Here is a 17327-nt window from a genome sequence, read left to right as displayed (position 1 = left end):
ACAAAAGTTAGCGCCCTGAAGAGAAGGAACACCCGCTATGAGTGAGCAGCGAGGCAGAGTATTGATCCTGGTTGACGTGCAGAACGTCTACTACACCACCAGGCAAGCGCTCGGGCGCAATCTTGACTACAACCGGCTCTGGTCCAAAGTCACCCGTCAACGGCAGCTGGTTAAAGCCTTCGCCTACGCCATAGACAGGGGCGATAAGAAGCAACGGGAATTTCAAAATATCCTGCGGGCCATCGGCTTTGAGGTGAAACTCAAACCCTTTATCCAACGCGCCGATGGCTCGGCCAAAGGCGACTGGGATGTGGGAATTACCATAGATGCACTGGAATACGCAGATGTGGTGGACACCATAGTGCTGCTGTCCGGTGACGGCGATTTTGCCCTGTTGGCCGAAAAACTACGTCAAAAAGGTAAACGGGTTGAGGTTTACGCCGTTCCCGAATTAACTTCGCTGGCTCTGATCAATGCTGCCAGCGAATTCTTCCCCATAGAGGGAGAATTATTGCTCGGACAGTGAGCTGGGTTAAGGTCTGCAATCCAGTATCTGCTCTATTGCTTGGCCGGCGTGGTTTACACCGGTTAGCAAAGCCAAGTTCAAAAAGGAAAATAAACATGGAAAACAGTGGTTCAGATAAGCGCCCTTATCTGATTTTGGTGCATGGTGCGCTGGCCAATGCCGAGATGTGGCAACCGCATCTCCCCCACCTTGAAAATGAGTTTGAGATAATCCCTGTCAACTTACGCCATTTCACAGGCCAAACGGACGGCGGTTTCGGCCTCAATACCCACGCCGATGACCTGTGTGCACAGATAAACAAATTACCGCAGAAGAAGGCTTTGTACCTTGCCGGTTGGTCTTATGGCAGCGATGTGATCCTCAATCTGTTGCTAAAGCATTCTGTTATGCCCACAGGGATATTTCTCTATGAACCCGGTTACCCTGGGGCACTCGAAGGTCAAGTGATGCAAAGCTGGGGGGAAGATGCCAACAATATGTTTGCGCCGATATTTGAACGGGTCGCCAAAGGCGAGTTGGCTGCAGCTGTTGAAGCCCTGATAGATGGCTCGGGCGGTAAGCCCGGCTACTTTAGCCGCCAGGCCGAGGATATTCGCAAGCCCCAACTGGCGCTGGCTTATACTTTGCCGATGCAGCTCAATCAAACCGAGAGCCCTGCCATCACGAAAGATGCCTTGAAAGCCTTCAGGCTCCCCCAAACCTGTACCTTGATAATTGCCCACGGCAGCGATACCCGGGCACTGTTTCGCTTGGTCAGTGAGCAGACCTCAAACCTAGTTGAGAGTGCTCAACTAAGATTGGTGAAAGACGCCACCCATATGTTGCCTTTGGAAGCGCCCGAGCGCCTGGCCGAGCTTATCAAGAAAAGTTTGCTGTCCTAGCCTCGGCATTGTTCCAAAATCACAAAAAAAGCGGCAACATTTCAGCTGCCGCTTTTTCGTCTTATTTGTCTTATTCCCATTCTGCCCTAGGACTTTGGCCGGTGCGTTATTCGGGCTTTATCATCTCAAAATGGCTGTAGGCCCTGGCAGTGGCTATCCTGCCCCTGGGAGTACGCTGGATAAAACCTTGCTGGATAAGAAATGGCTCCAGCACATCTTCTATGGTTTCCCGTTCTTCGCCTATGGCCGCCGCCAGGTTGTCGAGCCCCACTGGGCCCCCCATAAACTTGTCGATGATCGCCAGCAGCAACTTGCGGTCCATGTAATCGAAGCCTTCGCCGTCCACATCCAGCATATCCAGCGCTTGCTCGGCCACCAACTTGGTGATCCGGCCATCGTGTTTCACCTCGGCAAAATCACGCACCCGCCTGAGCAGGCGGTTGGCAATCCGCGGGGTTCCGCGGGCTCGGCGGGCGATTTCCCTGGCGCCGTCAGAGTCCATCTGCAGTTCCAACATGTTGGCAGAGCGGGCAACTATGGTGCTGAGGTCGTCCACATTGTAAAACTCAAGTCGCAGCGGGATCCCGAAACGAGCCCTTAACGGAGACGTCAGCGCACCGGCGCGGGTGGTGGCTCCCACCAGGGTAAATGGCGGCAAGTCCAGTTTGATGGAGCGGGCTGCCGGGCCCTCGCCTATCATGATATCCAGCTGATAGTCCTCCATCGCCGGATAGAGAATTTCTTCCACCACTGGGCTGAGACGGTGAATTTCATCAATAAACAGGACATCGCCCGGCTCAAGATTGGTCAGCAATGCCGCCAGATCGCCGGCTTTTTCCAGCACAGGCCCCGAGGTGGACTTGATATTCACCCCCATCTCATTGGCGACTATCATTGCCAAGGTGGTCTTGCCAAGCCCGGGCGGGCCGTAGATCAACATGTGATCCAAGGCTTCCTGGCGGTTTTTGGCGGCTTGAATAAACACCTTGAGCTGAGCGCGTGCCTCATTCTGACCTGTGTACTCGTCCAGCAACTTGGGACGCATCGCCCGATCGATAAGCTCCTCCTGAGGAGAGCTCTGGGGTTGGATCAGTCTGTCGGCCTCTATCATGCCTTTACCTTCATTCCTCAGTTATCCGCTCCATGTTACAGCATGGATTTGAGTGCAGCCTTGATCAGGGTTTCTGAATCTATGCCTTCAACAAAGGCGCTGGAAACCGCTTTGCTGGCCTGGGCGGGTTTATAGCCCAAAGAGAGCAAGGCTGCAATGGCATCTTCTTCGGCGCTGTTGGGCGCTTCTACCGGGGTAAAGTTGGACTTGAGCACAAACTCACGCTCATTGCCGCTGGAGGCTTCCATCAGGCTCTTTAGCTTGTCGCGCATCTCAACCAATAAACGCTCGGCGGTCTTCTTGCCCACCCCCGGCAGTTTCACCAAGGTGGCGATATCGTCGCGTTCGACACAACTGACAAATTCCTGCGCCGTCAGCCCCGACAGTATGGTCAGCGCCAACTTGGGGCCGACACCATTGGCCTTGATAAGTAACCTGAACAGCGCTCTTTCCTGCTTGGTAATAAAACCATACAGCAGCTGAGCATCTTCACGCACCACAAAGTGGGTATAGAGAGTGGTGCTCTGTTGCAGTTCCGGCAACTCATAAAAGCTGGTCAGCGGCATCTGCAGTTCATAGCCCACGCCATGCACATCCAACAACACTTCCGGAGCTTGCTTTTCCAGCAATATTCCCTGTAAACGCCCTATCATCTGTATCTTCCATAGCTGCGGGCCGTTGCCCGGCCGCCGAGGGCAACCAGACTCTGGCAAGTATGATAATGACACACGGCCACGGCGAGCGCATCTGCCGCATCCGCCTGCGGGGCGGCTGGCAGTTTGAGCAGCTGCTGGATCATGTGTTGTACCTGAGTTTTCTGGGCCCTGCCCGTCCCGACCACGGCGCTCTTTATCTGGGTTGCCGTGTATTCAGCCACCGGTAAATTCGCCACTGTGGCCGCCACTATGGCCGCGCCTCTGGCCTGCCCCAATTTCAGCGCCGAATCGGCATTTTTGGCCAGGAACACTTTCTCAATGGCAAACTGCTCCGGCTGATATTGACGGATAATCTCCGACAGGCCGTCGAATATCTGTTTGAGACGGGAGGGAAGATCCTCGCAGCTGGTGCGAATGCAACCGCTGCCGAGGTAAATCTGGTGCCTTCCCTGACACTGGATCACTCCGTAGCCTGTGATCCGCGAGCCAGGGTCGACACCCAAAATAATCGCCATAGTCCGCCTTAGCCGAGGCGTTCCATCACATCATCGGCAATTTCCGCGTTGTGATAGACTTCCTGAACGTCGTCGTGATCTTCCAGCGTGTCGATAAGACGCAGGAACTTGGCGGCGGTATCTTCATCCAGATCGGCCTTGGTAGATGGCACCATGGTCACTTCAGCATTCACCGCTTCAACCCCAATGGCATCCAGCGCGTCTTTCACCGCACCGAAATCGGCAGGTGCTGTGTAAACATCCACAGAGCCGTCATCATTGCTGACCACATCCTCGGCGCCGGCTTCCAGCGCGGCTTCCATGATGGCATCTTCATCAACGCCCTCTTCGTAGCTGATAACGCCCTGCTTGGTGAACAGATAAGCCACTGAGCCATCTGTCCCCAGGTTGCCGCCGGACTTATTGAAGGCGTTACGTACGCCGGTCACAGTGCGGTTGCGGTTGTCTGTCATACACTCGACCATAACGGCGGTGCCGCCTGGGCCGTAGCCTTCATAAACCACGGTTTCCAGCGACTGGCCATCGAGCTCACCGGCACCGCGCTTAACCGCACGTTCGACTGTGTCACGGGTCATGTTGTTGGACAGCGCTTTGTCGATAGCGGCACGTAAACGGGGGTTGGAATCCGGATCTGAGCCACCTTCGCGGGCCGATACTGTCAGCTCGCGGATAAGTTTGGTGAACAGTTTACCGCGTTTGGCATCCTGAGCTGCCTTGCGGTGTTTGATGTTGGCCCATTTACTATGACCTGCCATAGGTATATCTCCTCTCAATACCGGTTTAAATTCAGACCGGTAAAAAAACAGACCGAGGCTTATGCCCCGGTTTGATTCACACTTTTATGACTTCAAGCTCAGTCCTTCAGACTTCAGCTTTGTCGGCCGCCTTTTCAGCAACCTTGATACCCAATTCCACCAGTTGTTGTGGATTGGCCTCACCCGGTGCATTGGTCAACGGGCAGGCTGCGGTAGTGGTTTTCGGGAATGCCATCACGTCACGAATCGAGCTGGCGCCTGTCATCAGCATTACCAGACGGTCGAGACCGAAGGCCAAACCTGCGTGCGGTGGTGTGCCGTAGCGCAGTGCTTCCAGCAGGAAGCCGAATTTTTCTTTGGCTTCTTCATCTGTGATCCCGAGAATACGGAATACGGTGGCCTGCATCTCCTGATTGTGGATACGCACAGAGCCGCCGCCGAGTTCGGTACCGTTGAGTACCATATCATAGGCGTCGGATACCGTCTCGGCCGGGTTGGCTTCCAGCTCAGCCGGAGTCACGCCCCTTGGCGCGGTAAACGGATGGTGTACTGCGTACAAACGGCCGTCGGCCTTTTCAAACATAGGGAAGTCAACAACCCACAGCGGCGCCCACTCGCCCTTGAGCAGGTTGAAATCTTCACCCAGTTTCAGACGCAGCGCGCCCATAGCTTCGGCAACCACGTTGGCCTTGTCGGCACCAAACAGAATGATATCACCGCTTTGCGCGCCGGTGCGTTCCAGCAGCGCCTTGACGATATCTTCATTGAGGAACTTGAGCACAGGTGACTGAATGCCTTCCATGCCGGCAGCCAGGTCGTTGACCTTCATCCAGGCCAGACCGCGAGCGCCATAGATACCGACATACTTGGTGTAGTCGTCTATCTGCTTACGGGACAACTCGGCGCCGCCCGGTACCCGGATTACCGCCACACGGCCTTCAACATCGTTGGCCGGGCCGTTGAATACCGCAAACTCAACATCCTTGACCAGATCGGCCACGTCCACCAGTTCCAGTGGGTTACGCAGATCCGGCTTGTCGGAACCGAAACGGCGCATGGCTTCGGCATAGGTCATGGTTGGGAATTCACCCAGGTCCACGTTGAGCAGTTCGAGGAACAGACCGCGCACCATCTCCTCGGTCTTTTGCATCACCTGCTCAGAGCTCATGAAAGAGGTTTCGATATCAATCTGGGTAAATTCAGGCTGGCGGTCGGCGCGCAAGTCTTCGTCGCGGAAGCATTTGACGATTTGGTAGTAACGGTCGAAACCTGACATCATCAACAGCTGTTTGAACAGCTGAGGCGATTGAGGCAAGGCGAAGAACTGCCCCTTGTAAGTGCGGCTTGGCACCAGATAGTCACGGGCGCCTTCCGGCGTGGCCTTGGTCAGAATAGGGGTTTCGATATCCAAAAAGCCGTTGCTGTCCATAAAACGACGCACGGCACTGGTGACCTTGGCGCGGAAAATCAGTCGCTGGGCCATTTCCGGACGACGCAGGTCCAGATAGCGATACTTGAGACGCTGCTCTTCGCTGTTGTTCTGGAAGTTATCCATACTCAGCGGCAGAGGGTCAGCGGCGTTGATTATGGTCAGTTCCTTACCCAGCACCTCGATTTCGCCGGTACGCATATGAGCGTTGACCTGGCTGTCTGGACGGGCTCTGACAACACCTTTAACCTGAACACAGAATTCGCTGCGCAGTGTGCTGGCGACATCGAAAACCTCAGGCAAGTCCGGGTCATATACTACCTGGATCAGTCCTTCACGATCCCGGAGATCCAAAAACACCACACCACCCAAGTCGCGGCTACGGTTCACCCAACCCACCAGGGTCACTTCTTGTCCAACGTGGGACTTGTTTACGTCCCCACAATAATGACTGCGCATCTGCTTTATATCCTTTATTCCGGCCTGCTGAGCTCTGGAACGATTCAACACGATAAGAGCGGCATTATAGAGAATATCTGCCACTTACCAAAGTACTTCACTTTCAGACGGTGAAGTATCAAACAGTTTGCTCCCTTTGACCAGTGGCTGAACCAAGGTCAAGGCACGAGCGTTCAAAATAACAACAATCAGGCACTGCGATAACAGCTGCCGCCACTCTCTTTGGCGCGATACATGAGTTGGTCGGCCCGTTTGAGCAGTTCGATGGCGTTGTCGCCGTCCACCGGATACACGCTGATCCCGACACTGAGTGACAGCTGCACACTGATGTTTTGCCACTTGAGTGGTCCGGCAAGCGATTGGATCAAGTTATCCGCCACCTGACAGACGGCATCGAAATCCTGAATTCGATTGAGTATCACCACAAACTCGTCACCGCCAAAGCGCACCAGAGTATCAGATTTACGGATCACGGCTGCCAGGCGCTGAGTGACCTGCACCAACATTCTGTCACCCACCTCGTGACCATAGGTGTCGTTTATGGCTTTGAAGCCATCGACATCCAAAAACAGCACCGCAAAACGCTCCTGCTCTCTGGCATGTTGCAAAAACGCCTGCTCCAACCTGTCATCGAGCAGTGCCCTGTTGGGTAAGCCGGTGAGCGGATCGTGATTGGCAAGATGCTTCATCTTGAGCTCGGCCTCACGCCTTAAGCTCATTTCCCTGCTGAGGCGCCGATTGAGCTGCAACACCAGCAGTACAATAAACAGCGCAATCAAGAGTGCCAGCAGAAAATAGCCCAACCACTCCTTGTATTGTTGGCTCTTGTCGGTAATCACAGTGCCAACCCATTTTTCATGGATCCTTTGCCGTTGGCTGTCATCTATACCGCTTATTACCCGGTTAATCAAAGGCACCAAGGGTTTATAGCCGGGCGTGACGCCAATATGACTCTTTTGATCGGCCATATCGGTTATCAGGTTCATCTTCAGCGCCGGATATTGCCCGGTAGAAAGTGCCGAGGCCAGCGATACCACTTTATCAATAAAGAGATCTGCCCTTCCCAGGTTGACGGCTTCCAACCCTTCGCGCATGCCGGGCACCAACACTGGGCTTATGCCCTGGCTCTTGGCCATAAGCTCACCGGCCAACTGATAACCTTCAACAATCGCCACTCGCTGGCCATTGAGTTGTCCCAGGCTATAAAGATTCAGATGATCCACGGTGGAAACCATGGCCCAGGGCGATGGCCAATAACCGTCGGAAAAAGCCAGCGCAGCATGTTGCTCGTCCCTCGCCGCCAGACTGGCGGCCATCACCACTTCGCCGCTACCAAGCGCCTTGAGGAGATCACGCCACTCATCGAAAGCCACGGGCAGCAGTTTAAGCCCCAACTGTTGCGCCACCCTCGTCATCACGTCGGCATTAATTCCGGCAAACTGCCCCTGCTCATCCTTGAATTCAAAGGGGGGCCAATCCTTGAGGTAACCCACTTTAAGCTCGGGCAAGCTTTCAAGATAGCCTAGCTCTACCTGGGTCAATGGCAGCCGACTCTGATCCCTGCTGTAAACATGATCGTCACTATTGAGCATCCATTTGTTTTCCAGCGCCGCCAACTCGTCGCGGGTCAACAGGTTAAAGCCTGCGATCAGCCTTTGGGTCAGGCCATCGTCCTGCCTGCGGGTCAACACATAGATATCTGAGCTGAACTGCAAGGCTTTTGCTTGCTGGTAACCGGCCCAGAGTCCATGAGTCAACAGATAGTGCTGAGTCCAGGCCGAGGGCGAGACGAAGCCTGAGATATCGCCCCGGTCGGCGGCATTGACCATGGCATCGAGAGAGTCGAAATACTTGAGCTGTACCTTGGGCAAGGCCTGTTTCAGCTCTGTGATATAAGGCGATGACGGGAAAATCCCCAAGCGTTTGCCGTCCAATAGCGCCAGCGGACTCTCCATCTGGCCTTTGAGAAACAGACGGCTGCTTTGGGTGTGTAAGTGCCAGGCACGCTTGAGTCCAGAGCTGAGATCGTCACTTTCCGGATAGCCTATATGGGCATCGACAATCCCCTGCTTGACCTGCTCCAGAGTGCTGTTCATGCTACCGGCAACAAACTCCACCGGCACCCCGGTTTTGGCGGACCATTTGTGCCAGATATCCACATACAGGCCATGGGGTAAGCCATCCGGGCCAAGATCGGAAAACGGCTCCATATTCAGTGGCATGGCAACCGTGATCCCATGCTGATCGGCACGATACCCCAACCAGCGCCTCTGGGTCTGGACGATAAACTCAGGAGTGATCTGGGCAAAGCCATTATTGATTTCAGCCACCAAGGCCTGCCTGCCTTTGACGACAGCCGGCGCCACCGGCGAATGCTTTATCAGCATCCGGTTGGCTGTGGGATATTGCTGGGCAATACTGCGGGCCAATTGCCGGTCACGAAGATACCCTTCCATGCCGGCAAACACCTTGATTTCTCCGCGGGATACCGCCTTGAGCAATGCGTCGCGACCTGGGTATAAGGCAAATGACAGGCCGGACTCCTGAGCCTTAAGATCCGATTCGTGGGACGAGCCTTTGACTATCCCTATCCGATACGGCAGCAGCTTCTCAAAACTGTCCTTGTGCCTGAGTTCAGAGTGCAGATAGAGGTAGGTGTCAATACGACTGATGGGCTTGGCAAATTCAAATTCGGCCTCGCGCTCTGGGGTCAGCGCTAACGCCAGGTGTACATCCGCCTTGCCTTCTTTGAGCTGCTTCAGGGAATCGTTCCAGTGCCGCGCCACTAGTGTGATGGGTCTTTGATTGACCCGGCTCCATTCCTGCCAGAGATCAACCAGGATCCCCTGCGGCTGGCCGGCATCATCAACAAATTGGTAGGGATAACTATCCTCCCCCATCACTATGACGAGTGGTTTGGCGGGGGACTGGACTTGAGTGGCCGCATCCAGCGGCAGACATACGAGCACACACAATAGACTCAAAAGAGAGGTCAGCGATTTCAAGTGCTTATTTCCTGGTAAGGCGATGTAATTATTTTGTTATTCCTGCACTATTAGACAAAAAATTTGCGTCAATTACCAGAGCGCACTTGCTGCTTTCACGCGGGATTCGGTAAAATACGTCACTGATTTTCCCGCACAAGATTTCAGATGAACACTTCTCAAGACACCATATATGCGACTGACTGCGGTCAGGTCTCAGACTTTGCTTTTGATGACAGGGTAGCCGGCGTATTCAGCGATATGATCCGCCGCTCTGTGCCGGGTTACGGCCAGATAATCAACACCATTGGCGACTTCGCCGAGCGCTTTGTGACACAAGACAGTAAAGTCTATGATTTAGGGTGTTCTCTTGGCGCGGCAACTTTAAGTATTCGTAGGCGTATTGAAGGCAAGGGCTGCGAGATTATCGCCGTCGACAACTCGCTGGCGATGACCGAGCGCTGCCAGGAATATCTCAATGCTTATGTCAGCGATACCAAAGTGCAGCTTATTTGTGGTGATATCCGTGATATCGCCATCGAAGACGCCTCCTTGGTGGTGCTCAACTTTACTTTACAGTTTCTGCCGCCCGAGGATCGCGATACCCTGATCCAGAAAATATATGCTGGCTTAAGACCCGGTGGCGCCTTGGTGCTGTCGGAAAAAATCCGCTTCGGCGATGAGGTTATCCAGCAAGTACTGGATGAACATCATCTGGATTTCAAACGCGCCAATGGCTATAGCGAGTTGGAGATCAGCCAAAAGCGCAGCGCACTGGAAAACGTGATGAAACCTGATCAACTCAACAATCACTACAACAGATTATCCCTGGCCGGTTTTGCCCATTACGGTGTCTGGTTCCAGTGCTTCAATTTCACATCCATGGTAGCTATCAAGTGATCAGTTTCAGTAATTTCTATCAACAGATTGCCGACTCCAATCTGCAGCATTGGCTGGAAACACTGCCGGCCAAACTCGGCGACTGGCAAAGAGAGCACAAGCACGGTGCCCTGCCCAAGTGGGAGAAAGTGCTCGCCAAGCTCAATTACCCCAGCCCCGACAGCCTGGATTTCAAAGACAGTGTCACCATAGGCTCCGGGGAGCAACTAGCAACAGGACAGCGGGAAAAACTGGAAAACCTGCTGCAGTTGCTGCATCCCTGGCGCAAGGGGCCATTTCATATCCATGGCATTCATATCGATACCGAGTGGCGCTCCGATTGGAAGTGGGAGCGGGTCGCGCCCCATATCAGCCCACTGGCAGGCAGAACCGTGCTGGACGTAGGTTGCGGCAGCGGCTATCACATGTGGCGCATGTATGGTGAAGGCGCCAAAATGGTTGTCGGTGTCGACCCCTCTTCACTGTTTTTATGCCAGTTTGAAGCGGTCAAACGCCTCACCGGCGGGACTCCGCCGGTGCACCTGCTGCCTTTGGGTATAGAAGAACTGCCGCCACTGGACGCCTTCGATACTGTGTTCTCCATGGGGGTGCTGTACCACAGGCGCTCACCAATTGACCACTTGTTGCAATTGCGTGATCAATTGCGAACCGGAGGTGAACTCGTGTTGGAGACTTTGGTCATAGAAGGTGATGAAAATGCCGTACTGCTGCCACGGGATAGATATGGAAAGATGAATAATGTATGGTTTATTCCGTCCGTTGCCGCGTTGCAACTCTGGCTTGAGAAGTGCGATTTTCGTGAGGTTCGCTGTGTCGATCTTGATGTTACTTCACTGGCCGAGCAACGCTCCACGCCCTGGATGCGCAACGAATCTCTGGTGGATTACCTCGATCCGACCGACATCAATTTGACAGTGGAAGGTTACCCCGCCCCCAAACGGGCAACCTTTATCGCGATTAAGTAAGTCGAGTTCACCGAACCCTATATAAAAGTGACGCAATCTGGAAAACAGAATACAGGAAGCACTATGTTGAAACAGACGATTTCAATCGCCGTCATGGCCTCCATGGCAACACTTGCCGGCGGCTGCGCCAGCACTCAGGAAGTGGCAAATGCCCCGGTGCCGGTCGACGCCCAGACCTTGCAGTCCAACCTCGCCTCTCAGGAAGCCAGCATAGTCAATGTGATTGCTCAGGCTCAGAATCAACAGCAACAGCATCTGGATGCCTTGAATACTCAGCTTCAGGGTTTGCAACAGCAGATGAAGAAACTGCAGCAGCCCCCCAAGGAAACCATCAAGGAAGTACAGGTGCCTGCGCCCTGCGAAGCTTCACCTATTGGCGACAAATATATTCTCGGTGAAGTCGAGAGCGTCTTTATCGATGAGCTGAATGCCAGTTTCGATACCCGTATCGATACCGGTGCCGAATCCTCTTCACTCGATGCCCGCAACATTATTCTGTTTGAGCGTGACGGCGCCCAATGGGTTAGATTCGATGTGATGATCAATGGCGCGGATGCGCCGGGAAAAACTTTCGAATCCAAGGTGGTACGTTTTGTCCGTATCAAGCAAGACGCCGATGAAAAAGACGATCGCCGTCCGGTGATCCACGCCCACCTCAAAATAGGCAAATATGCCGCCGAAACCGATCTTAACCTTACCGACCGCAGTCACCTCGAATATCCTTTGCTGCTCGGCCGCAAGTTTATGAAAGACATAGCCGTTGTCGATGTAGGCCAAGCTTACCTGCACGGCAAAGCCAAAGACTTAGTGATTTCGAGCCATAAATAGGAGCGGTAATGCATTCACGGAAACCTTTCTACCTGGTGGTAGCTCTGCTGTTTATTGTTGGGCTCAGCGCCAGTATTTATCGTGGTATTGAACACAATGTGCCCTTCCTGCCCGGTGAGCAGGTACAAAGTTGGGCTGTCGATGCCAAAGTCAGTTTTCAGGGTACGGGTGGCCCGGCAGAAGTCTCTTTCTCCCTGCCACAGGATCCGGCATTTGAAGTCTTGATGGAAAATGCCACCTCCCCGGGTTATGGCCTGACTATCAGCAACAATGAACAGGGCCGCCGCGCGCTTTGGTCGATTCGTCAAGCCAATGGCCAACAGGACCTCTATTACAAAGTCACCCTGATCCCCACTGGCCGTGAAATACTCAAGGCTCAGGAAGAACCTCTGCCTCCGGCACCTTATATCTGGCCTGCGACCGAGAAAGCCGCCGCCGAGCAGGTGATGGACGAAGCCTGGGCTCGCAGTGCCGGTAACCTCTCTTTTGCCCGTGAGATCATGCGCGCCATTGCCGGTCGCGATCGCAGTCAGAACATAGAGCTGCTGCTGTCGGCCAACTCACCCACCAAGCTGTTTGTCCATATGCTCAATAGCCGCGGTATTCCCACTCAGGAAGTCAATGGTCTGTATCTGGAAGATCAGCGCCGTCGGCAGCAACTATCCCCCTTTGTCGAAGTCTATCAGGACGGTAAATGGCACCTGTTCGATCTGGTCAAAGGCACAGAGGGCCGTCCGGAAAACATGGTGCTGTGGGAGCGCAGCGGTAAATCGGTATTGGACGTACTGGGTGGCAGCAACTCCCAGGTCAACTTCTCCATGCTGAAAGACACACGTTCAGCCCTGGCGACTTCCATAGACATGATGGCCAAAAACAACGCCATCGACTTTTCCCTCTATCAACTGCCGCTGGAAGAACAGAGCCTGTTCAAGGGTATTTTGCTGATCCCTATCGGGGTGCTGATGGTAGTATTCCTTAGGGTTATCATAGGAATAAAGACTTCAGGTACCTTTATGCCTGTGCTTATCGCCCTGGCCTTTATCCAGACCACACTGCTGACCGGCCTGATAGGTTTCCTGCTGATTGTGGCCTTTGGCTTGATGATCCGCTCCTATCTATCGCATCTGAACCTGTTGCTGATTTCGCGAATATCGGCGGTGATCATAGTGGTGATAGGCATCATAGGCCTGTTTACCCTGCTGTCGTACAAGTTTGGGCTCAGTGAAGGCCTGACTATCACCTTCTTCCCGATGATCATTCTCGCCTGGACCATTGAACGTATGTCTATCCTCTGGGAAGAGGAAGGCGCCAAAGAGGTGATGGTGCAAGGTGGCGGTTCACTCCTGGTAGCCACTCTGGCTTATCTGGCCATGAGCGCCACTTGGGTACAGCACTGGGTGTTCAACTTCCTGGGTATCCATTTGGTGATCTTGGCGCTGGTGCTGTTGATGGGTCAGTACACGGGTTATCGACTGCTGGAGCTCAAGCGCTTCAAGCCACTGGCAGGAGAATAAGATGAATTTTGCCTGGCCATGGCAGCTGCGCCGCGCTGGCGTGCTGAATATGAACAAGCGCAATATCGACTATATTGGCCGCTACAATCCGCGCAAGTTTTACAAACGGGTGGACGACAAGCTCACCACCAAGCAACTGGCGCTTGCCAATGATATTGCCGTGCCCGATCTGATAGGTGTGGTGCGCGAGCAACACGGTATCAATAGTATTCCCGAGCAGGTAAAAGATCGCAGCGGCTTTGTGATCAAACCCTCCAAAGGCTCGGGCGGCAAAGGGATCTTGGTGATCACCCATGTCGAGAATGGTCGCTTCTATAAGCCCAATGGCAATGAAGTCACCCCGAGCGAGGTCGATCGCCACGTTTCCAACATCCTCAGCGGCCTGTTCTCCCTTGGTGGCAAGCCGGATGTGGCCATTATTGAGGGCTTGATTGAGTTCGATCCCGTATTCGATGGCTTCAGCTATGAAGGGGTTCCGGATATCCGCCTGATAGTGTTCAAGGGGTTTCCTGTAATGGGAATGCTCAGGTTGTCCACCGCCGCTTCCGATGGCAAGGCCAACCTGCACCAGGGCGCGGTTGGTGTCGGCTTGGATATCGCTACCGGCCGCGGCCTGCATGCGGTGCAGTTTGACTGCCCGGTCGATTTGCATCCGGACACGGGGCGTAACCTGATTGAAATCGAGGTGCCCCACTGGGATACCTTGTTGCACACGGCCTCGAGCGCCTATGAGATGTGCGAACTGGGTTATCTGGGGACCGATATGGTACTGGATCAAAACAAGGGACCACTGCTGCTGGAGCTCAACGCCCGTCCCGGGCTTGCCATCCAGATAGCCAATGGCATGGGGATATTGCCAAGGCTGCAGCATGTGGAAAGAATGACGGGCAAACCCATGTCAGTGGAAGAACGGGTCGCTTATGCCAAGAAGCACTTTGCCAGCCGTTAACTCCGGCCTGAGTCCATCTCGCCTCAAGTCCAGGCTGCCACTGTCGGTGTTGGCGTCGCTGCTGGCATCGACTGTGGCCTCGGGCATTTCCCCTGCCCTGGCCGCGCCTGATGCCGTCCCCTTGCTGACGGCCCAATGTGTCGAATACAGCAGCAATTTTCAACCTGAATTTCAGGATCTGCAGTTGCTTGAGCGACAAACCCTCGGGCTGCACAATATCAATGACCGCCTCGGTTATTATCGGAGTTTTCCCCTGTCAGCAGCGCAGCATGAGTTGCTGTTGCAGTGTCAGTTGAAACTGGCCGACACCATGGATAGATTCCTGAGCGAACCGGCGCTGATAAGCCTGACATCCGAACTTAACCAGGATGATGAGCCACAGCTTCAGGCATTGGCCCAGAGGTTGGACTGGTTGATGCAGCAACATCTGGGCATAGAGGAAAAGGCCCGTCTTCATGGCGCCCAGGCCAGCATTCGCCAGGGAATGCGCAGTGACGATCTCAAGCTGGAGTTGGGACAATGTGCCCTGCCCGGCATGCAACAGGCTCTCAATCCCGAAGAGAATTCAGCGGAGCAGGAAGCCGCTCAATCAGCCCAAAAGCCCGGCTTTTTTGCAGTCAATATCGCCTCTTACTTGATGCAACAGGCCGATGGTGATTGTCGCGCCAAGGTTTGGCGCACTTATCAGGGCCGCGCCAGATTACGCAATCAACTGCCGCTGTCATCCGTTTTTGCCCTGAGACAAGAGCAAGCCAAGGCGCTCGGTTACCCGAGCTACAGTGATTTTATCCTCAGTTCTCAGTTGCTGAGCACGCCAAGCGATGTGGCCAAGTTTCTCGATGCCAGCACCCAAAAACTGGATTACGCCCCTTGGGATCTGGGCCGCGAGTTACAGCAGGCCCAGTCAACCAAAATGGTCGCGCTCAAAGGCTCTGAAGTACTAAAAGCCCTGTTTGACCATCTCAAACCGCTGGGATTAACCACAGAGCAGATTAACGACGACTGGCTCAGGGTGTATCACCATGGTCGGCTGCAGGGTGAACTTCTTATCAGCGAAGGCAAACACAACCGCCATAAAATGCTGCGCCGCGCCGTTGTCGGCCAACAAACCGGCCAGAGCGAGCTGGTGCTTAAGCCTCAGCAAGTGAAGCTCAAGGACTATCAGACCGCAGTTTCTTCCCTGAGCGCCGCAATAGCCCAACTCAGTGGCGGCGGCCGTTATTATCTCAACAACAGTCTGGAGTTGCCTCAGGATGGCGCCGGTGTGGGCAAAGCCTGGCTTGAGCGCTATCTGGCCGGCGCCTTTGCATTTTCACTCAAGCCGGCTCCCGGCTCTCGCGAACAACTGGCCGAAGAATACCAGCAGCAGCTCAAGGTGTTTCGTGCCAAAGTGGCCCTCGCCAGCTTTGAAGCCTTTGGCAACAGCCAATACCCACAGCTGCACAAGGCGTTTGAAGCCAGTTTTAATGGCTCCTGGCCCGAAGTCAGTGACTATAGCTACAGCTTTGGCGCCATCAGCGATCAGGGGCCGCTCTATTATCTTGGGCTCTGGCAACAGCAACTTGCCAAAGCCATAGATGTTCACACCCGGGGCTGCAACCCGGCGCAACTATTTGATCTCTTGCTGGTCAACGAATCAGCCCAACCTATGGCCGCCCGTTTGCAAAGCCTGTTTGGCGCTGCCGATGCGGCCACACTCATCCGGAGGATACGCGATGCCAATACTCAAGAGAACCGGTCAACTGACTCTTGCCCTCTGCCTGGGAGTGATGAGCAGTACGCTGGCCGCCAAGAGCCAGCCCAGCGCTGACGAGGTTTATCAACGCATTCAGCAGAATCTGGAGCAGCATCTCTACCAGCTGCCACCCAGGGTGCAGGGTCATTACGGGATCCGTCTCTATCGGATGACAGGTGACGAGCAGTACGCCAACGCCGCATTGGTGGATCTGTTTGCGGTTACTGAAGCGCAAAGCTTCTATGCCTGCCAACTGGACGACCCTGAATTTGTCAAAAGTGAATCGCTCAAGGCGATATCCCAACTGGGCAATGGCCCCCGGGCCAAGGCACGCAAAAAAGCGCTCAAACCCTTCCCCGAATTTCTGTTTTATACCGATGTGCTGCTGCGCTACGCCAGTCGCATAGATGAATTGGGATTTACCGGGCCCTGCCACGACAAGTTGCTCAAAGGGCTCAAGAGTACAGATCTGCAGCACGGCCTGACCGACGAAGCCATGATTGAAGCCTGGGCGGCGCAGCTGATCAATTATGTTTACTGGGCCAAGCAGCTTGGCGTTGGCGATTACCTGGAAGACTACAAGGCCGCCTTCAAACGTGTCTACCCTGATGCCGAGGATGACAAGCTCAGTAAGGCACAATATCGCAATAAGCTCTATGGCATGACTCACTTTATCTTCGCCGCCAGTGAATACTATCAGCACCCGGTTGATGCCAAGGAATTCGCCTGGATCCTCGACTACTTCGAAGCCAACCGCGAACGGATCCTCAGTGATGCCACCAACGACATTATTGCCGAAGTAGGAATAAGCTATCTGCTCGCCGGCAAGGGCAAAGATCATCCCATGGTGAAAGCCACCCAGGCGCACATAATCAACTCCTTCGATCCTGAAGTAGACTTTATTCGCTCCCCCAAAGGTAACCCGGCGCTGGCCCTGGGTGAACACCGTAATGTGCTGGCGATGATGCTGCTCAAATGGCCGGAAAAACTGCATAAAGGCCCCTATTTGAGTGAGCTCAAGGCGACCCGAAAATACCTGCCGATGCAGGTGACGCCACTCGAGTCGGTCAAACAGGCGACCGAGTCGACGAAAAAGGCTAAATAGTTTGAAAAACTGGCA

The 17327-nt window shown here is 54.2% G+C and carries 15 protein-coding genes; 9 read left to right on the top strand and 6 right to left on the bottom strand.

Features of this window, described 5'->3' with window-relative positions; genetic code table 11:
* Positions 1 to 37 precede the first annotated feature (37 nt).
* Both ACMHXI_RS04860 and ACMHXI_RS04855 read left to right on the top strand, forming a co-directional pair.
* Positions 38 to 526, top strand: a complete 489-nt coding sequence (locus ACMHXI_RS04860; RefSeq protein WP_025009695.1) for an NYN domain-containing protein — start codon at positions 38 to 40, stop codon at positions 524 to 526.
* A 95-nt stretch (positions 527 to 621) separates the two neighbouring features.
* Positions 622 to 1407 (top strand): alpha/beta fold hydrolase, encoded by a 786-nt coding sequence (locus ACMHXI_RS04855; RefSeq protein WP_107110374.1) that lies wholly within the window; start codon positions 622 to 624, stop codon positions 1405 to 1407.
* 106 nt (positions 1408 to 1513) lie between these two features.
* Here the strand turns inward: ACMHXI_RS04855 and ruvB are convergent, their stop codons facing one another.
* From ruvB to ACMHXI_RS04825, 6 genes are all read right to left on the bottom strand, one after another.
* Positions 1514 to 2518, bottom strand: coding sequence for a Holliday junction branch migration DNA helicase RuvB (gene ruvB, locus ACMHXI_RS04850; RefSeq protein ID WP_025009694.1), 1005 nt, complete (start codon positions 2516 to 2518; stop codon positions 1514 to 1516).
* Positions 2519 to 2553: 35 nt separating this feature from the next.
* The gene (gene ruvA, locus ACMHXI_RS04845; RefSeq protein WP_025009693.1) at positions 2554 to 3171 is read right to left on the bottom strand and encodes a Holliday junction branch migration protein RuvA; all 618 of its coding nucleotides are present in this window, start codon (positions 3169 to 3171) and stop codon (positions 2554 to 2556) included.
* Positions 3168 to 3689: a crossover junction endodeoxyribonuclease RuvC gene (gene ruvC, locus ACMHXI_RS04840; protein WP_025009692.1), complete on the bottom strand. Its 522-nt coding sequence runs from the start codon at positions 3687 to 3689 to the stop codon at positions 3168 to 3170. Before ruvC ends, ruvA begins: the two co-directional genes overlap by 4 nt.
* Positions 3690 to 3697: 8 nt before the next feature.
* A complete protein-coding gene (locus ACMHXI_RS04835) occupies positions 3698 to 4444 on the bottom strand; it encodes a YebC/PmpR family DNA-binding transcriptional regulator (RefSeq protein WP_025009691.1) in 747 nt (248 codons plus the stop codon).
* Between the two features lie 106 nt (positions 4445 to 4550).
* A complete protein-coding gene (gene aspS, locus ACMHXI_RS04830; protein WP_025009690.1) occupies positions 4551 to 6332 on the bottom strand; it encodes an aspartate--tRNA ligase in 1782 nt (593 codons plus the stop codon).
* A 188-nt stretch (positions 6333 to 6520) separates the two neighbouring features.
* Positions 6521 to 9337, bottom strand: a complete 2817-nt coding sequence (locus ACMHXI_RS04825) for a diguanylate cyclase domain-containing protein (RefSeq protein WP_243891879.1) — start codon at positions 9335 to 9337, stop codon at positions 6521 to 6523.
* 147 nt (positions 9338 to 9484) lie between these two features.
* On the opposite strand from ACMHXI_RS04825, the gene cmoA reads away from it, so the two are divergent.
* From cmoA to ACMHXI_RS04790, 7 genes are all read left to right on the top strand, one after another.
* Positions 9485 to 10216, top strand: coding sequence for a carboxy-S-adenosyl-L-methionine synthase CmoA (gene cmoA / locus ACMHXI_RS04820; RefSeq protein ID WP_413734179.1), 732 nt, complete (start codon positions 9485 to 9487; stop codon positions 10214 to 10216).
* Positions 10213 to 11181 carry a tRNA 5-methoxyuridine(34)/uridine 5-oxyacetic acid(34) synthase CmoB gene (gene cmoB, locus ACMHXI_RS04815; protein ID WP_037436567.1) on the top strand — a complete coding sequence of 323 codons (969 nt, stop codon included), beginning with the start codon at positions 10213 to 10215 and terminating at the stop codon, positions 11179 to 11181. The genes cmoA and cmoB overlap by 4 nt, the downstream gene beginning before the upstream one ends.
* Positions 11182 to 11244: 63 nt before the next feature.
* Complete coding sequence (locus ACMHXI_RS04810) at positions 11245 to 12009, top strand: ATP-dependent zinc protease (RefSeq protein ID WP_037436565.1); 765 nt, start codon at positions 11245 to 11247, stop codon at positions 12007 to 12009.
* Between the two features lie 8 nt (positions 12010 to 12017).
* Entirely contained in the window at positions 12018 to 13523 is a 1506-nt protein-coding gene (locus ACMHXI_RS04805; protein WP_413734177.1) for an inactive transglutaminase family protein, read from the top strand.
* Between the two features lies 1 nt (position 13524).
* Positions 13525 to 14472, top strand: a complete 948-nt coding sequence (locus ACMHXI_RS04800; RefSeq protein ID WP_025009688.1) for an alpha-L-glutamate ligase-like protein — start codon at positions 13525 to 13527, stop codon at positions 14470 to 14472.
* Entirely contained in the window at positions 14444 to 16282 is a 1839-nt protein-coding gene (locus ACMHXI_RS04795) for a M3 family metallopeptidase (protein WP_208184735.1), read from the top strand. The genes ACMHXI_RS04800 and ACMHXI_RS04795 overlap by 29 nt, the downstream gene beginning before the upstream one ends.
* Positions 16242 to 17312 carry a DUF3541 domain-containing protein gene (locus ACMHXI_RS04790; protein ID WP_243891887.1) on the top strand — a complete coding sequence of 357 codons (1071 nt, stop codon included), beginning with the start codon at positions 16242 to 16244 and terminating at the stop codon, positions 17310 to 17312. The genes ACMHXI_RS04795 and ACMHXI_RS04790 overlap by 41 nt, the downstream gene beginning before the upstream one ends.
* The last annotated feature ends 15 nt before the right edge of the window (positions 17313 to 17327 follow it).

Origin of the sequence: Shewanella sp. BJSY2023SW005, from assembly GCF_047314585.1 — a bacterium.
GTDB lineage: Bacteria > Pseudomonadota > Gammaproteobacteria > Enterobacterales > Shewanellaceae > Shewanella > Shewanella algae.
The sequence above is the reverse complement of the archived record's forward strand: the minus strand, read 5'-3'. Positions and strand labels throughout refer to the sequence as shown.

Coding starts and splice junctions, on each gene's coding strand:
- ruvB (WP_025009694.1), bottom strand. CDS start 2,518: ATGATAGAGGCCGACAGACTGATCCAACCCCAGAGCTCTCCTCAGGAG.
- ACMHXI_RS04805 (WP_413734177.1), top strand. CDS start 12,018: ATGCATTCACGGAAACCTTTCTACCTGGTGGTAGCTCTGCTGTTTATT.
- aspS (WP_025009690.1), bottom strand. CDS start 6,332: ATGCGCAGTCATTATTGTGGGGACGTAAACAAGTCCCACGTTGGACAA.
- cmoA (WP_413734179.1), top strand. CDS start 9,485: ATGAACACTTCTCAAGACACCATATATGCGACTGACTGCGGTCAGGTC.
- ACMHXI_RS04835 (WP_025009691.1), bottom strand. CDS start 4,444: ATGGCAGGTCATAGTAAATGGGCCAACATCAAACACCGCAAGGCAGCT.
- ACMHXI_RS04860 (WP_025009695.1), top strand. CDS start 38: ATGAGTGAGCAGCGAGGCAGAGTATTGATCCTGGTTGACGTGCAGAAC.
- ACMHXI_RS04790 (WP_243891887.1), top strand. CDS start 16,242: ATGAGCAGTACGCTGGCCGCCAAGAGCCAGCCCAGCGCTGACGAGGTT.
- ACMHXI_RS04855 (WP_107110374.1), top strand. CDS start 622: ATGGAAAACAGTGGTTCAGATAAGCGCCCTTATCTGATTTTGGTGCAT.
- ACMHXI_RS04795 (WP_208184735.1), top strand. CDS start 14,444: ATGCCAAGAAGCACTTTGCCAGCCGTTAACTCCGGCCTGAGTCCATCT.
- ruvA (WP_025009693.1), bottom strand. CDS start 3,171: ATGATAGGGCGTTTACAGGGAATATTGCTGGAAAAGCAAGCTCCGGAA.
- ruvC (WP_025009692.1), bottom strand. CDS start 3,689: ATGGCGATTATTTTGGGTGTCGACCCTGGCTCGCGGATCACAGGCTAC.
- ACMHXI_RS04800 (WP_025009688.1), top strand. CDS start 13,525: ATGAATTTTGCCTGGCCATGGCAGCTGCGCCGCGCTGGCGTGCTGAAT.
- ACMHXI_RS04810 (WP_037436565.1), top strand. CDS start 11,245: ATGTTGAAACAGACGATTTCAATCGCCGTCATGGCCTCCATGGCAACA.